This is a genomic window from Pseudoalteromonas sp. APC 3224, assembly GCF_030407535.1.
GTDB lineage: Bacteria > Pseudomonadota > Gammaproteobacteria > Enterobacterales > Alteromonadaceae > Pseudoalteromonas.
In genome coordinates this window covers 24,410-38,712 of the sequence record NZ_JASDDF010000012.1, presented here as the reverse complement: position 1 = coordinate 38,712, position 14,303 = coordinate 24,410, and the positions used below count along the sequence as shown (strand labels likewise).

The window sequence follows — 14,303 nt, the reverse complement described above, 5'->3', positions numbered from 1 at the left end:
CTGACTCCTAGCGAGATAATGTTTTTAATATGTCTGCAAATACACCCGCAGCAGTTACTGCAGAGCCTGCGCCATAACCACGGATAACAAACGGACGTGGTTGGTAGTATTGGCTTAAAATAGCCAGCGCATTTTCACCATCACGAATTACACTTAATGCGTGTGATGAATCTACCGCTTCAATACCTACTTTACAGTGTCCATTTTTAATTGTGCCTACATAGCGAAGTACTTTACCTTCACTCGCTGCACTTTGAATACGGTCGTTAAAGTCAGCATCCAGACTTGGTAGCTTTGTCATAAACTCATCAACATTGTCACCTTGGGCGAAGCCTTGTGGTAATACCGACTCCACTTCTATGTCGCTAAGCTCCAATTTCATACCTGCTTCGCGGGCAATGATAAGTAGTTTACGTGCTACGTCTGTTCCCGATAAGTCATCGCGAGGATCGGGTTCAGTAAAGCCACTTTCTTTCGCTTTAATTGTTGCTTCAGAGAGTGATAAACCATCTTCAAGGGCACCAAACATGTACGAAAGTGAGCCAGATAAAATACCACTAAATTCAAGTAATTCATCGCCAGCACCAAAGAGTGATTGCAAGTTATCAATTACAGGCAAACCCGCACCTACGTTAGTTTCGTATAAAAACTTACGGTTATTTTTATGCGTTGCTGCAATTAAGTCTTGGTAATAAGTATATGAACTAGTCGTCGCTTTTTTGTTAGCGGCCACAACGTGGAAACCCGCATTTAAAAAATCGACGTATTGCGAAGCCAAGGCATCTGATGAAGTACAATCAACTAGCACAGGGTTAACCAAGTGATTTTGCTTAACAAACTGTTCTACTAATTTTAAATCAAATGCTTGCTCTGATTGCGTTAGTTTTTGTTGCCAATCATCAAAAGCAATGCCTTCACCATCAAGGTGTAATTGACGAGAATTAGCCACACCGTATAGGTTTAATTTAATATTACGCTTTTCAAGCCATGCTTGTTGACGTTCAAGCTGGTTTATTAGCTCTTGACCGACTAAGCCACATCCCAATAAAAACACATCGATTGAAGGCACATGAGTGAAAAAGTTTTCATGACAGATTTTAACCGCGTCATTACACAACTCACCATCAATAACCGCAGAAATAGCGCTTTCAGTTGAATCTTGCGCTATGGCAACAATGTTTACTTGTGCTTGAGCAAGCGATGCAAAAAACTTAGCAGCTAAGCCTTTATGTGCGCGCATGTTATCGCCCACTAGCGTTACAATTGCTAAATTACGTTGCACATTTACCGGCTCAATTAAGCCTGCTTTTGACTCTAAGTCAAAGGCCACTTGCAACGCATTCAACGCTAGATTTAAATCACTTTCATGAACACAAAAACTGATGCTAAATTCACATGATGATTGAGTGATCAGTACGATTGACACGTTATCATGCGCTAATGCATTAAATACTTTCGATGCCATGCCCACTTTGCCCTTCATACCAGGGCCCGAAACGGTCAACATAGCTAAGTTTTGTAGGCTTGAGAGTGCTTTTACTGGTTCATCAGATACCGTATCGTTACTAATTAGTGAGCCTTGCGCATCTGGGTTATGAGTGTTTTTAATTTCGCATGGCACTCCAGCTTTTGCACACGGTAGGATAGTTTTAGGGTGCAACACTTTAGCGCCAAAATAAGAAAGCTCCATCGCCTCTTTGTAAGATAGGAAATCAACCTTAGTGGCTTTTTTGATATAACGCGGATCGGCGCTGTATACACCATCAACGTCAGTCCATATTTGGCACACTTGCGCCTCTAAACACGCTGCAGCAATCGCCGCTGAATAATCAGAGCCATTTCGACCAAGTGTTGTGAGCTCACCTTTATCATTACTTGCTGTAAAGCCAGGCATAATGTAAACCGTTGCTGGCGACTCTTTTAGTACCGCTTGAAAACGGGCTTTACTGGCGACTAAATCAGCTTCAGCGTCTATGTGTCCACCCGTTGAAACAATACAGTCTGTTGCTTGTAAATAATGCGCGTTATGATCGGCTAGTAGGCTTTGCATTAGCGATACGCTAACACGTTCACCAAAGCTAATAATAAAAGCCCTGATTTTATCTGGGCAACACTTAATTAGTGCAACCCCATCAAGCTTATTTTTCAATTCGTTAAAGTCTGGCCAGTTTTGAACTGTTCCTTGTTTTTCCTCTACAGCTGCTTTTAAAGCATTGCAGCGGGTAACAAGTGCATCCCACAACGGGTTGAAATTCAGCCCCTGCTCTGCGGCACTAGCCAGTGCAACAAGCGAATCTGTCATACCGCCAGGCGCTGAAAGCACCAGTAACATTTCATCTTTTAATTGTGCCTTAGCCAGAGCAGCTACTTGCTCTAAACAGGCAAAGTCAGCGAGCGATGAGCCACCAAATTTTAAAACGCGCATTTTTATGTTTCCTCATTCCATAAAACGAAAAAAGGCCTGTGTTCTAAGTGAACACAGGCCTTTAAATTTGTTGCAACGACCTATGCCACTATCCAGTAAGAATGGTGGTTGTAATAATAATGGTCGTTACAAGACTAAATGTTTTCATAGCTTAAGACTGCCTTAATAAAGGCTATTCTGTCAACCCTAAATTAGAAGATAAAACAGTCTTTTTCATCATGAATTTTATTAATAAATGCCAAACTTATGCAAAACGTCGTTAAGTTGTGCTTTATTAATCGGTTTGTGAATAAAATCGATTGCGCCGAGTTGCGCTACGCGATCTCGCATTTTTTGTTGAATATCTGCAGAAATTACCAATACATAAGTTTCTATTTTATTTGCTTTGACCTGCTCAAGCACTGCAATCCCATCCACTTCAGGCATGGTTAAATCGAGGCATAAGAGATCAAAATGCTTATGGTGTAATAACGCCAAGGCTTCTTTACCATTGGTTGCCTGTTGAATATCAGCATCAATACACTCATTTAAACAGCGGATCACTTGTTTACGAGCAACAGTTGAGTCATCACAGACTAAAATAGAAAAACGCATCATAATGACAATTTAATTAAACTCATATAAAACACCTAAACCCACGCTAAAATTAATTTGCTTACTCAGGCAGCAAAAAGTCAAAAATATAACCAACATAAGTAGCGAGCAGGTTATTTACTGTATCTTTTACTAACGTTATCAATAAAGTGCATTAATGCACAATAAAAATTAGCAAAATAACTCTACCTAATTTGAAAACAAACTAGCGAAACACACTATGCTTTATTGTTAAGTTCATGAGGTAATCCTTATTTAAGATCGCAAAATAACAATATAATAAAATATATGTTTATTTTTAATGATTTATTAACTAATGTTTATAAGCGTACACTAATAGTTGAATAATTAAAGGAAATACAAGTCCCTCATGCCGCAAAAAAGTCTTTCAACAAAGTTACTCACACGAGTTTTATCGGTTTATTTTATACTGACTTTTGTAGTGACCTGCGGACAAATCTTCGCAGAGTATGTTAATACCAAAGATTACATACGCGATGAGCTCGGCACACTGCAAAAAACATTTGGTAGAAGTCTAACCCGAGCAATTTGGGAGTTAAATATAAAACAAACCACAACAACCGCAGAAGGATTACTTGATATACCTATGGTTGAAGGGGTTATTATTCGTGATGATAACGGCGCTATTATTTCTCAATTAGGCCGCGCGCTAAACATTCACAACCTATATAGTCAGCAACTTGTCCAAGAAGACGTGATTGTAGAAGACGCCAAAGCAGGTTTATTTGGTTATACATTTCCGCTTATTTTTGAATTTTCAGGTCGCGCCACCCAAGTAGGTGATGTGACTTTATTTTCTAGCCGCGACGTGATCTTTAGTCGCATCATGCTCTCTATTTACTTTTTAATTGGCAACGCCATGATTAAAACCACCTTTTTAATCATCTTGTTTTTAATCGCATTTAGAAAGCTGCTAACGGAGCCACTCACACAACTTACTGAACAAATTGAATACCTTGAATTAGAAGAGCTCGATGGCCAGCGCGTTAAAATTGTCACTGACGAAAATAACGAACTAAAAGTAATGGAGCGCTCTTTTAACAATTTGATCTCTAAAGTTGTTGAGTATAAAAAAGAGTTAAAGCAAACCCAGAATGACCTAATCGAAAGTAATCAAAAACTAGATCAACAAAATTTGCAGCTTGAACAAGATGTAGCGCGTAAAACATCAAACCTTAGCCAAGCAATGATCGACCTACAGCAACAAAAATATGAACTCGAACGCCAAAAAGCAGTATTAACTGAAGAAGTTGACCTACGAAAGCAAACTGAGCAAGAGCTGCTAAGTAAACAAACCCAACTACAAAACTCACTCGATGAACTAAGCTTTGCGCAAGAGCAACTTGTTGGCTCAGAAAAAATGGCGGTATTAGGCGGTTTAGTGGCGGGTATTACTCATGAAATTAATACCCCTATTGGTATCGGCGTAACTGCGACTTCATTTTTACATGAGCGGTTAACTGAAATAGAAACTGCGTTTAAAAACAAATCGCTATCCTCTTCAGCACTGGAGAGCTTTATTAATGATGCTGCACAAAGTGCTCAGCTACTCTCTCACAATTTAGAGCGCGCATCTGACTTAATCACGAGCTTTAAACAAATCGCAGTTGATCAAGCCAGTGAGGCGCTAAGAACCATTAACTTTAAGGATTACATTAATGAGGTTATACGTTCTTTACATCCGCAAATTAAAAAAACATCCCATAGCATTCGCCTGCATTGCCCTGATGATTTAATTATTAATTTACCTGCGGGGGTGATCAGCCAAATATTTACTAACTTAATTATGAATTCATTACTGCATGGCTTTGAAAATATAAACAGTGGCCAAATTACCATAGATGTAAATACCGATGAAAACGACTTAGTCATTAATTACCAAGATAATGGTATCGGGTTGAAACCGGCACAACTTAAGCGTTTATTTGACCCATTCTTCACCACAAAGCGTGATGAAGGTGGCAGCGGCTTAGGTGCTCACATTATTTTTAACCTCGTAAAACAAACACTCAATGGCAAAATTGAAGTCAGCAGTGAACCCGACCAAGGGTTACATTACCGAATTTCGTTCCCTAAAAATATGTCATCCCCCCTGCCACTTTTTAAACTCGATTAGCCGTTTCTAGAAGCGGCTTTTATTGCTATGATTGCACAAATTTTTTAAATGGATCATTTCCCTATGTGGTTTAGTAACCTTATATGCTATCGCTTTAAACAAGACGTTTCGTACACTCAAGAAGACTTTGACAAGGCGTTAGAACAAGATCTATTTCGTCCATGTACTGGCCAAGAGTTGGCGACATTTGGCTGGACAAAAGCATTTGGTAAACATGGTGAAACTTTGTCTCACTTTTCACAAAAAAGTATTTTAGTGTGTGCCAAGCGTGAAGAGAAAGTGTTACCGGCATCTGTAATAAATGAGCTTGTTGCAGAGAAGGTTGATCAGATTGAAGCTGAAGAAAATCGACCAGTAAAGAAAAAAGAAAAAGATGAATTAAAAGAAAACATCTTGCACACGCTACTGCCACAAGCATTTAAAAAGTCGAGCCTACAGTTTGCGTTCATAGACCAGGAAAATGGTTGGGTTGTAGTTAATAGCGCAAGCTTTAATAAAGCTGAAGAGCTTCTGGCGTTACTACGTAAATCATTAGGTACGCTACCCGTTGTTCCTGCGTTTGCTAACTATGATTTAGATGTGTTTTTAACTGACTGGCTTACTAACTTTAGTACTCCAGAGGGCTTCGCTATAGGCTCTGATGCTGAGCTTGAAGAAGCGGATGACAGTGGAGCCCAAGTTAAGCTTAAAGGCCATGACTTAGCGTGTGACGAAGTAAAATCGCACCTTGAAAGTGGTAAACGCGTCACTAAGCTTGCCTTGGATTGGCAAGAACGCGTTAAGTTTATGCTACAAAACGATGGTTCAATTAAACGTTTAAGCTATAGCGAAACACTTAAAGAAGAAAATGCCGATATTCCTAAAGAAGATATGGCGGTTAAACTAGACGCTGACTTTATTCTTGCATCTGAGGAAATTAAACAGCTTCTTGAAGAGCTTACTCAAGGCTTAGGTGATGCAGACGATTTAGCGTAAAAGCTTTATTAAATAGTATTACAAATAAAAAGCACGATACTAATCGTGCTTTTTATTGTTCAAAAATTTAGCTAAACATTTCTTTTACATCTTCAACCATGTGCAAGTATTCCTCACTCTCTAACATTTCTAATGAAGGAAAAATGCCTTTATCAATATAGGTTTGTAGCGCCGCAGATTTATCTGATACTTGTAGGGTTCCCTCAAGGATTGCGCCAATGCGAATAAAGTCGATATAACTCACTTCAGTAGAGCGATAGTTAACATCAGCCCAGTGCTGTGCAACCTCTACAAACACATCAGGGAATTCCCATGCTTTCATTATTGAGCCACCAATTTTACCGCTTAAACGTTGAATTGCATGCGCTAAAAAACTCGGATTGGCAAACACTTCTGGGTGTCGCTCAGCCTCAGTTAAAATCGGTAACACCCCAATATTATAAACCAATGAAGCTAGTGTAATGGCATCACGGTTAAGCGAAGTGTGAGTATTTCTTTTTAAGTAAAACTCCATCAATGAAATAGAATGCGAGGCCACATGCAGCGTTTTTTGCCACGCCTTGCCCATGTATCCCTTTATTAGCTCATTATTAGATACAAACAGCTGCTCCATTGCCATGGCTGTAGCTATATTTTTTATTTGCCTTAAGCCAATACGTGTCACTGCTTGATGTAAGTTAGACACCTTTACAGCACGACCCATAATGGCACTATTTGCTACTTTAATCATTCGCGCAGACAGTGCAGGGTCATGTGCTATTGCATCTGACATTTGCATCAAATTTACATCTGGATTGTCAGCGGCTTGACGAACCTTAATAGCTACCTCTGGTAACGTAGGTAACACCAGTGTGTCGTTGTTAATTCTGTCAACCAAAATTGTGAGTAAGGCATTTTCTGTAGACATAAAATATCCCTTTGCTTAATGACCTACACTTTACAGCAAGTCTTATATTATTAATTATTTCAAAGCTTAGCAGTACTAAACATATACCCAAAGTAGAAAAAATTGTAGATAATTATTGATTATTTACTAGTGCCCCACTGATTTATGCGCACTAACGCCTAATACTTGCTATTTGCTAGTGTGTTTTGCTTTAATGCAAACATGCTAAGGCACATTAACACGCTTTCAGTACCTTAACTTACAGTATACAAGTTATAAAATAGACTTTTTAAAGGCAATATAATGATCTTAAATAAAATTAGCCAAGCAATACTGCTCTCTGGCGCTGTTTTTCTTAGTGCCTGCTCTGAGCAAGCACCATCTTCAAGTAATACGCCGCAAAGCTCAGCGCCAACGGCTTCTCAAACGCCTTCAGGGCCAGCGCTTGTTAATATTGACCGTCAACGCTTAGACATATACACAGACTTTAGTTTACAAAGTGACTTATCACACTTGTCTGACAATCAAAAAGCTATGGTAGCTAAACTTATTGATGCTTCAAAAATTATGGATGATTTATTCTGGAAGCAAGCATTTGGTAAAGATAAAAAAGACTTTTTAGCACAACTAGATGATGAAAAAGTACGTCAGTTTGCTGATATTAACTATGGCCCATGGGATCGCTTAAACGGCGATGAAGTATTCTTATCAGGCTATAAAGAAAAACCGCTTGGTGCAGGCTTTTACCCAGCCGACATCACCAAAGAAGAGCTTACTAACGCTGATGTAAAAGATAAAACAGGTCTTTACTCACTGATTAAACGCGATGAGCTTGGTAATTTATACAGCACACCTTATTCAGAAGAGTATGCAGTAGAGCTTGCTCAAGCTGCAGAGTTACTTAGAGAAGCCAGCAAACTAGCCGACGATCAAGAATTCGCCAACTACTTAAACTTACGAGCTGACGCAATACAAAGCGATGACTTCCAAGCCTCTGACTTCGCTTGGATGGATATGAAAAATAATCCAATTGATGTCGTTATTGGCCCAATTGAAAACTACGAAGACCAATTATTTGGTTACCGCGCAGCTTATGAATCGTATGTTCTTATTAAAGATTTAAAGTGGAGCGAGCGACTAGCGAAATTTGCAGCGTTTTTACCTGAGTTGCAAAAAGGCTTACCTGTCGATAGCAAATACAAGCAAGAAGTACCGGGCTCAGATGCCGACTTAAATGCCTATGATGTTGTTTATTATGCTGGGCACTCAAATGCTGGCAGTAAAACCATTGCAATTAACTTGCCCAATGATGAGCAAGTGCAATTAGAAAAAGGCACACGTCGTTTACAGCTTAAAAACGCAATGCGTGCGAAGTTTGATAAAATTTTAGTGCCTATCTCAGAGCAGTTAATTGTGCCAGAGCAACGCAAACACATTACCTTTGATGCATTTTTTGCCAATACCATGTTCCATGAAGTGGCTCACGGTTTAGGGATTAAAAACACCTTAACGGGTAAAGGTACCGTTCGCCAATCACTTCAAGAACATGCTAGTGCTTTAGAAGAAGGTAAAGCCGATATTCTTGGTTTATACATGGTTGAACAGTTACTTAAAAAAGGTGAGATCACTGAAGGGACGTTAGAAGATTACTACACCACCTTTATGGCGGGTATTTTCCGCTCAGTGCGCTTCGGTGCCTCAAGTGCACATGGTAAAGCAAACATGATCCGCTTTAACTTTTTTGCTCAAGAAGGTGCTTTTTCTAAAAATGAAGACGGGCTTTATAGCATCAACATGGATAAAATGGGGGATGCTATGGCAAAGTTATCGCGCCTTATTTTAACTCTACAAGGTGACGGTGATTACGAAAAAGTAGATCAACTTATTGCCACTCATGGCGATATTAAAGCGGAACTTGCTAAAGATTTAGAAAAGTTAAGCAAAGCGAACATCCCTGTAGATGTGACCTTCAAACAAGGCAAAGATGTGCTTGGCCTTAATTAACAAAAGCTAATTAAATAAAAAAGCGTTACATTGTAACGCTTTTTTATTACTTATCAGTATGCTTATTTGTCATTCATCACTTTGCGTACAACCGGTTCAAGGCTTGCCATTCCCCACTGCTTACCGATTTCAATCGCATACTCTATATCTGTACCTTGCTGATGGGCTGAAATAGCCATTAACGCGCCAACACGGTTGCTACTTGCACAATGAACAACCACCGACTCACCTTTAAGTTGCTCTAAAAGATTGGCTAACTGCTTTGCATTATCAGTGTTTACGTCTTTTGCACCCGCAATCTCGATTACGTGGTAGCTCATTCCTAAAGAGTTGACTAACGCGCCTTCATCCCAGTCTTGCTCATCTGCTGCACGTAAATTAATAACATGCTTTACCTTGGCTTGCGATAATTGCTTAAACTGCTCTTTAGTCGGTTGCGCTGCTGAAAAAATCAGGTTGTTATGTGCTGCAAAGTTTTTAATGCTAACGTTATTTACTACATCCGTAGCTACCGGCTGCTCGCTCGCTATTACTGTTGAAACAGCAATGGCTGCTATAAATACACTAGTGCAGAGTTGTTTTATTAATTTCATACTATCTCCTCAAAGTAACCCATTCTGATTTTAAAAATGCGTTTTTAATTGCTCTATCTGCTCATTAGTATAAGGGACACTTGGAAACTTGCCCCATACCGGCGCAGGCCATGCAATATCTGTTTTAAAACGCGCTATATGATGAATATGTAATTGCGGAACCATATTGCCAAGCGCGGCCACATTTAACTTATCAGGATTAAACACCTCAATTAATAAATGGCTGAGCTTAGCCGACTCTTGTAAATAAGTAATTTGTTGCTGCTCGGTTAAATCTATTATCTCTTTTAAACCCGCTATTCTAGGAACTAATATAAACCATGGGTATTGGCTGTCATTTAGTAGTAATACCTTACAAAGAGGCCAATCGGCCAGTTCAATACAATCTCTTGTCAGCTCTGGGGCTAAGGTAAATGATGTTTCGCGCATGTTAAATCCTTAGGTTATTTTACTTCACACTTTATAGCATTTAGTTGCAGTTGCACACGCTTGTGCTTTACCATCGGGGATAATTTTATGTAAGTAAAGGCAATCCTGTGTTAAAAAAACTAAAACACCTCTCACTGGCAATCCCCCTGATGGCGGGCGCATTAAGCGTTCAAGCAAAGCCGTTAACGCTTGAGCGTATATTTGATGATCCAAGCTTAGCTGGCAAATCTCCGGTACAACTTAAGTTTTCTCCCGATGGTAGCCGTGTTACCTACTTACAAGGTAAAGCAGATGACTATAACCGCTATGATTTATGGGAATATAATTTAAAAGATAACACCAACCGATTGCTCGTTGATTCAGCGCAATTATTTTCAGGCCCAGAAAACCTGTCAGATGAAGAAAAAGCACGCCGTGAACGCCAGCGTATTTTTGGTAAAGGTATTCTTGAATACAAATGGTCAAAAGATGGTAAAGCGTTATTATTTCCTCTTAATGGCGACCTTTATTACTTCGACTTAAAAACAAAAAATAGTAAAAAGCTGACTAACACTGAAGCATTTGAAACCGATGCGCGCTTTTCTCCAAAAGGTAATTTTGTGTCGTTTGTTCGTGAGCAAAACCTCTTCGCATTAGAACTGGCTTCAGGTAAAGAAATTCAGTTAAGTAAAGATGGCGGTGGCGTTATTAAAAACGGCATGGCCGAATTTGTGGCGCAAGAAGAAATGAGCCGCATGACCGGTTATTGGTGGGCAAATGATGAATCTAAAATCGCCTTTACTCGCGTTGATGAAAGCCCTGTTCAAGAAGCGATTCGTAACGAAATTTATGCTGATGAAGTAAAGCTATTTAATCAGCGCTATCCATTTACTGGCACTAACAATGTTGACATTCAACTTGGCGTTGTAAAGCTTAATGACCAAATGGTTGACTGGATTGACTTAGGTGAAGATAAAGATATTTATATCGCTCGTGCTAAATGGTTAAACGATAGCAACACCCTGTCTTACCAGTGGCAAAATCGTTCTCAGCACAATTTAGAATTACGCTTTTACAACAGTAAAACAAAACAGCAAACCGTCGCATTAACTGAAAAAAGCGATACTTGGATAAACCTACATTTTGATCTTGAGTTTTTAAAAGATAAAAAACATTTTGTGTGGGCCTCGGAGCGAGATGGATTTAAGCACCTTTATTTGTATGCTAATAATGGCCAACTTATTCGTCAAATAACTACTGGTGACTGGGTTGTTGATAGCTTAAAAGGCGTAGATGAAAAAAATGGTATAGTTTACTTTGCAGCGCGTAAAGATACTGCGCTTGAAAGTCACTTATACAGTGCGCCTTTATTTAAAAAAGGGGCAATTAAGCGCATTACTGAAAAAGGCCAATACCACAATGTTGTACTGGCAAAAGATAACAAAACCTTCATTGACACTAGTTCATCGGTGAATAAGCCAAATTCAGCAGCGCTGCGCAAAATCAATGGAGAGTTTATTACGTGGCTTGAAGAGAATAAACTAGACGACTCTCACCCACTAACTCCCTTTTTAACCGATTTAGCAAAGCCTGAGTACGGTACTATTACCGCTGAAGATGGCCAAGTTATGCATTACCGTTTATTTAAACCTACAAACATGGCTAAGGGTAAAAAGCACCCAGTTATTGTTAACGTGTATGGCGGCCCTCATGCTCAGCGAGTAACTAATAGTTGGCGTAGTAAAAACTTATATTTTCAATATATGGCGCAACAAGGTTATGTTATTTTTCAACTAGATAACCGCGGCTCTTATAATCGTGGTAAAAAGTTTGAAGATGCAATATATAAAAATTTAGGTGTTGTTGAAGTAGCTGATCAGATTAAAGGCGTTGAGTTTTTACGTACACTTGATTACGTAGACCCTGCACGCATTGGTATTTATGGTCACAGCTACGGTGGTTATATGGCGCTAATGACCATGTTTAAAGCAGGCGATTACTTTAGTGCCGGTGTTTCTGGCGCTCCTGTAACTGACTGGGCCTTATACGATACTCACTACACCGAGCGTTACTTGGGTCACCCTGATACAAATGCGCAAGGTTATACCGACAGTGCTGTTTTCCCATATGCTGAAGGCCTTAAAGGCCCATTAATGATTTACCATGGTATGGCCGATGACAACGTGTTGTTTACCCATGCAACAAAATTGTTTAAACAGCTGCAAGATAACAATCAACAGTTTGAAATGATGACTTACCCAGGCTCAAAACATAGTCTTCGCGGTAAACAAGTTCAAACTCATTTACATCAAACTATTACTAACTTCTTTAACCGTAATTTTAATACAAACTAACTAAGTTATTCGACTAAAGGCTGATACAAGTATCAGCCTTTTTTTATGCAAATAAGATATATTGAAACGTCAACAAACAATAATTAAATCCATTTAAGCATAGGGTAACTAAAAATCTAAGCCTGAGCGCGCAACTTGTATTGTATTTAAATTAACCGCTAACAACTAAATATAAAAATTCAATATTATGAAAATAAAGCTCTATTAGCCTATATTTTAACTATGCTTATTAAAGAGAAGTAATGCTCTTATACAGGAACATGTTTATGCTAAATCTCCGTCGTTTTACTATATTTCAACGTCTAGCCATTTTAGTAGGGATTGTAATATTTGGTTTAATTGTATTGAGTATTTCGAGCTTGAGTAACCAATACCAAGCGCTCAAAAACGAGCAATACCTTAAAACTAAAAATGTGGTAGAAACTGCATATAGCACTATTAAGCACTATGCAGCCCTTGAACAAAACCAAACACTCACTCGCCAACAGGCACAATCTCAAGCAATCGCCTCAATCCGCTCATTGCGCTATGATGACACTAACTATTTTTGGATCAATAATTACCAGCCAGCCATGGTAATGCACCCAATAAAACCAGCTCTTGAGGGAAAAGATTTAACTAATAATAAAGACCCTGATGGCACCCCGTTATTTGTTGAGATGGTTAGCGTTGTAAAACAATCCGGCGAAGGTTATGTGCCTTATAAATGGCCAAAGCCCGGTAATGACAACCCCGTAGATAAAATTGCGTTTGTTAAAGGTTTTGATCAGTGGCAATGGATAATCGGCTCGGGAGTTTATCTTGATACCATAGACAGTGCCTTTTCGCAGCAGCGCACTATCATCATTATTAACGTTGTTATTATGATTATTGTGGTGGTGTTATTTAGCTACTTTATTGGCCGAAGCATTTTAACGCCCACTCGTTTAGCAGCGCAGATGATGAAAGATATCTCTCAAGGTGAGGGGGATTTAACTCGTACTCTCAACGAAAATGGTAATGATGAAATATCTCAACTTTCGAGGTCATTTAACTTATTTGTATCCAAAATTAGAGAGTCTTTGGTGCTGGTTGCCAAAAGCGCAAACGATGTCAACGAGCATGCCCATGCAGTCGATGATTCTAGCAAAACCAGCCAGTCGTTTATTGAGCTTCAAAACGACAGTAGCACCCAAGTAGCCGCTGCAATGGAGGAAATGACTCATCAAATTCATGATGTTAGCCGTAATGCCGAAGCCGCTGAACAAGCCGCAAATGATACTGCCAGTAATGCATCAACGGGCAAAAATGTAGTATCTAAAACGATTACCGCCATTGAAACCCTCTCGAGTAATATAGAAACCGTAAGCAAAGTAACCGCTGATCTTGCTCAAGAGAGTAATAATATTGGTTCGGTGCTTGATGTAATAAGAAGTATTGCAGAGCAAACTAACCTGTTGGCACTCAATGCAGCCATTGAGGCTGCACGGGCAGGTGAACATGGTAGAGGCTTTGCCGTCGTAGCCGATGAAGTAAGAACCTTAGCAAGTCGAACGGGTAAAAGCACTGATGAAATTCAAGCCATGATAGCTAAACTGCAAGAAGGCGCTAAAGCCGCAGTTGAGGCGGTAAAATCTAGCCAAGAAATTTCTATTTCTACGGTTGAACAAGCCTCTTCAGCAAATACATCACTGGATGAAATAGACAGGTTAGTATCGGTGATCACCGATATGAACGGCCAAATTGCAAGAGCAACAGAGCAGCAAACATCGGCCGCAGATGAAGTAAACTTAAGAATTAACGATCTTTCGCAATCAACGGAGCAATCATTAGGTAATACTAAGGATTTAACCCTTGCCAGCGACAAACTCAAACAAAGCAGTGTTGAATTATCTAGCGTGGTATCGCGCTTTAAGCTGAGTTAACTCAATTAAAAAAGCCCTGATTT

Annotated in this window: 10 protein-coding genes; 5 read left to right on the top strand and 5 right to left on the bottom strand. The window is 39.4% G+C overall.

The genetic code is table 11. From position 1 onward, the window contains the following. Nucleotides 1-7: 7 nt before the first annotated feature. Nucleotides 8-2,425, bottom strand: coding sequence for a bifunctional aspartate kinase/homoserine dehydrogenase I (gene thrA, locus QL989_RS07875; RefSeq protein WP_290169555.1), 2,418 nt, complete (start codon nucleotides 2,423-2,425; stop codon nucleotides 8-10). 228 nt (nucleotides 2,426-2,653) lie between these two features. Beyond that, nucleotides 2,654-3,022: a response regulator gene (locus QL989_RS07870; RefSeq protein WP_138605184.1), complete on the bottom strand. Its 369-nt coding sequence runs from the start codon at nucleotides 3,020-3,022 to the stop codon at nucleotides 2,654-2,656. 367 nt (nucleotides 3,023-3,389) lie between these two features. Here QL989_RS07870 and QL989_RS07865 point away from each other — a divergent pair, with 367 nt between their 5' ends. Beyond that, nucleotides 3,390-5,156 (top strand): ATP-binding protein, encoded by a 1,767-nt coding sequence (locus QL989_RS07865; protein WP_138605186.1) that lies wholly within the window; start codon nucleotides 3,390-3,392, stop codon nucleotides 5,154-5,156. Nucleotides 5,157-5,219: 63 nt separating this feature from the next. Further along, nucleotides 5,220-6,131 (top strand): recombination-associated protein RdgC, encoded by a 912-nt coding sequence (gene rdgC, locus QL989_RS07860; protein ID WP_010390919.1) that lies wholly within the window; start codon nucleotides 5,220-5,222, stop codon nucleotides 6,129-6,131. A 67-nt stretch (nucleotides 6,132-6,198) separates the two neighbouring features. Here rdgC and QL989_RS07855 read toward each other — a convergent pair whose 3' ends face one another. Next, entirely contained in the window at nucleotides 6,199-7,038 is an 840-nt protein-coding gene (locus QL989_RS07855; RefSeq protein WP_010390918.1) for an HDOD domain-containing protein, read from the bottom strand. 282 nt (nucleotides 7,039-7,320) lie between these two features. On the opposite strand from QL989_RS07855, the gene QL989_RS07850 reads away from it, so the two are divergent. Continuing rightward, entirely contained in the window at nucleotides 7,321-9,021 is a 1,701-nt protein-coding gene (locus QL989_RS07850; RefSeq protein WP_290169549.1) for a Zn-dependent hydrolase, read from the top strand. Nucleotides 9,022-9,083: 62 nt separating this feature from the next. Here QL989_RS07850 and QL989_RS07845 read toward each other — a convergent pair whose 3' ends face one another. Together QL989_RS07845 and QL989_RS07840 are read right to left on the bottom strand one after the other, a co-directional pair. Beyond that, nucleotides 9,084-9,614, bottom strand: coding sequence for a hypothetical protein (locus tag QL989_RS07845; RefSeq protein WP_290169547.1), 531 nt, complete (start codon nucleotides 9,612-9,614; stop codon nucleotides 9,084-9,086). A 30-nt stretch (nucleotides 9,615-9,644) separates the two neighbouring features. Next, complete coding sequence (locus QL989_RS07840) at nucleotides 9,645-10,043, bottom strand: HIT domain-containing protein (RefSeq protein ID WP_010390912.1); 399 nt, start codon at nucleotides 10,041-10,043, stop codon at nucleotides 9,645-9,647. A 107-nt stretch (nucleotides 10,044-10,150) separates the two neighbouring features. On the opposite strand from QL989_RS07840, the gene QL989_RS07835 reads away from it, so the two are divergent. Then, entirely contained in the window at nucleotides 10,151-12,376 is a 2,226-nt protein-coding gene (locus tag QL989_RS07835; RefSeq protein ID WP_290169544.1) for a DPP IV N-terminal domain-containing protein, read from the top strand. Nucleotides 12,377-12,642: 266 nt separating this feature from the next. Then, complete coding sequence (locus tag QL989_RS07830) at nucleotides 12,643-14,280, top strand: methyl-accepting chemotaxis protein (RefSeq protein ID WP_109875278.1); 1,638 nt, start codon at nucleotides 12,643-12,645, stop codon at nucleotides 14,278-14,280. The last annotated feature ends 23 nt before the right edge of the window (nucleotides 14,281-14,303 follow it).

Excerpts from the sequence above, each read along its gene's own strand:
- thrA (WP_290169555.1), bottom strand. The coding sequence starts at position 2,425 with ATGCGCGTTTTAAAATTTGGTGGCTCATCGCTCGCTGACTTTGCCTGT.
- QL989_RS07870 (WP_138605184.1), bottom strand. The coding sequence starts at position 3,022 with ATGATGCGTTTTTCTATTTTAGTCTGTGATGACTCAACTGTTGCTCGT.
- QL989_RS07865 (WP_138605186.1), top strand. The coding sequence starts at position 3,390 with ATGCCGCAAAAAAGTCTTTCAACAAAGTTACTCACACGAGTTTTATCG.
- rdgC (WP_010390919.1), top strand. The coding sequence starts at position 5,220 with ATGTGGTTTAGTAACCTTATATGCTATCGCTTTAAACAAGACGTTTCG.
- QL989_RS07855 (WP_010390918.1), bottom strand. The coding sequence starts at position 7,038 with ATGTCTACAGAAAATGCCTTACTCACAATTTTGGTTGACAGAATTAAC.
- QL989_RS07850 (WP_290169549.1), top strand. The coding sequence starts at position 7,321 with ATGATCTTAAATAAAATTAGCCAAGCAATACTGCTCTCTGGCGCTGTT.
- QL989_RS07845 (WP_290169547.1), bottom strand. The coding sequence starts at position 9,614 with ATGAAATTAATAAAACAACTCTGCACTAGTGTATTTATAGCAGCCATT.
- QL989_RS07840 (WP_010390912.1), bottom strand. The coding sequence starts at position 10,043 with ATGCGCGAAACATCATTTACCTTAGCCCCAGAGCTGACAAGAGATTGT.
- QL989_RS07830 (WP_109875278.1), top strand. The coding sequence starts at position 12,643 with ATGCTAAATCTCCGTCGTTTTACTATATTTCAACGTCTAGCCATTTTA.